The following is a 2,107-nucleotide window of genomic DNA, read 5'->3' as shown; positions in this document are numbered from 1 at the left end:
GGAGGCCTTCCGCGGTGCCGGCGACATCGTGGCCGAGCAGGCCCGCTGGTGGGCCGAGCGGGCCGCCGGAGCCCGGCGGGACGCCCTCGCGGTCACCTACCGGGAGATCGCGGAGGCGGCCTCCGAGGAGTTCGTCGGCCAGTACGCGGGCGACGTCGCCGTCGTCACCGGTGCCGGCAAGGGCTCCATCGCCGCCGCCGTCACCGGAAAGCTCCTGGCGGGAGGGGCCACCGTGGTGGCCACCACCTCGAACCTGGACCAGTCCAAGCTGGCCTTCTTCAAGGACCTCTACCGCTCCCACGCCCGCGGTGGCGCGGCGCTGTGGGTGCTGCCGGCCAACCTCACGTCGTACTCGGACGTCGACGCGCTGGTCGAGTGGGTCGGATCCGAGCACGCCGAGTCGGCCGGTGGCCAGACCACCGTCCTCAAGGCGCCGCTCACGCCGACGCTGCTCTTCCCGTTCGCCGCCCCGCGTGTCCAGGGTTCGATGGCCGACGCCGGCCCGCGGGCCGAGACCGAGATGCGCGTCCTGTTGTGGGGCGTGGAGAAGCTCGTCGCCGGGCTCGGCGCGATCGGCGCCGACACCGACGTCGACTCCCGTCTGCACGTGGTGCTGCCGGGCTCGCCCAACCGCGGGATCTTCGGTGGCGACGGCGCCTACGGCGAGGCCAAGGCCGCGCTCGACGCCATGATCGCCAAGTGGGGCTCGGAGAAGTCCTGGTCCGAGCGCGTGACGTTCGTCCACGCGATCATCGGCTGGGTCCGGGGCACCGGGCTGATGGGCCACAACGATCCGCTCGTCGACGCCGTGGAGGCCGCGGGCGTGTCCACCTGGTCCACCGCGGGGATCGCCGCCGAGCTGCTGGACTCGTGCACCCCGGACGTCCGTCGGTCCGCCGGCGAGGCGCCCCTCACCGTCGACCTCACCGGGGGTCTCGGCACCGCCGACCTGGACATGGCCGCGCTCGCCGCGGACCGTCCGGCCCCGGTGACCGAGGCCTCGACCGAGGACGCCGACGGGACCCTCGCGGCCCTGCCGTCGCTGCAGACCGTCACCGCCGACGAGCGCCCCGAGTGGGGCCAGGTCACCCAGGACCTCGAGGACATGGTCGTGATCGTGGGCTCCGGCGAGGTCGGGCCCTACGGCAGCGCCCGCACCCGCTTCGAGGTGGAGACCACCGGCGACCTCAGCGCCGCCGGCGTGGTCGAGCTGGCCTGGTCGACCGGGCTCATCACCTGGGAGGACTCGCCGCGCGCCGGCTGGACCGTCACCGGGTCCGGTGACCCGATCGACGAGGCGGACATCGCCGAGCGTTTCCACGACGAGGTGCTCGCCCGGGTGGGCGTGCGTACCTACGCCGACGATTCGCGCGCGGAGATGTTCGCGGGCGCCTCGCCGCAGCTGACCTCGGTGTTCCTGCCGGAGGACCTGTCCTTCGTCGTGGACGACGAGGGCCAGGCCCGCGCGTACCAGGAGGACGATCCGGAGAACACCGTCGTCACCCGCAGCGAGGACGGCGAGTGGACGGTCACCCGCAAGGCGGGCACCGAGATCCGCGTCCCCCGCCGCACCACGCTCACCCGCATCGTGGGTGGCCAGATCCCCACCGGCTTCGACCCGACCGCATGGGGAATCCCCGCCGACATGGTCTCCGGTATCGACCGGGTGGCGGCGTGGAACCTGGTGGCCACCGTGGACGCCTTCATCTCCTCGGGCTTCACCCCGGCGGAGCTGCTGGCCCACGTGCACCCGGCCGATGTCGCCAACACGCAGGGCACCGGCATGGGCGGCATGACGAGCATGCGCTCGCTCTACATCGACGGGATCCTGGGCCGCAGCCGCGCCAACGACACGCTGCAGGAGGCGCTGCCCAACGTGGTGGCCGCCCACGTCATGCAGTCCTACGTCGGCGGCTACGGCTCGATGGTCCACCCGGTGGCGGCCTGTGCCACCACCGCGGTGAGCGTCGAGGAGGGTTTCGACAAGATCCGCGCCGGTAAGGCCGAGTTCGTGGTGGCCGGCGGGTTCGACGACCTGTCCACCGAGGGCATCCAGGGCTTCGCCGACATGTCCGCCACCGCCGACTCCGCGGCGATGGCCGCCAAG

General features: G+C 72.9%; 1 protein-coding gene. It reads left to right on the top strand.

Going from position 1 to position 2,107, the window contains the following annotated elements:
* The coding region (locus tag G6022_RS06010; RefSeq protein WP_277819481.1) for a beta-ketoacyl synthase N-terminal-like domain-containing protein at positions 1-2,107 on the top strand (2,107 nt) is incomplete at both ends.

It is taken from the genome of Dietzia sp. Cai40 (genome assembly GCF_014145165.1).
Classification (GTDB): domain Bacteria; phylum Actinomycetota; class Actinomycetes; order Mycobacteriales; family Mycobacteriaceae; genus Dietzia; species Dietzia natronolimnaea.
Note: the sequence above shows the minus strand (reverse complement) of the source record. Positions and strands in the feature narration are given on the sequence as shown.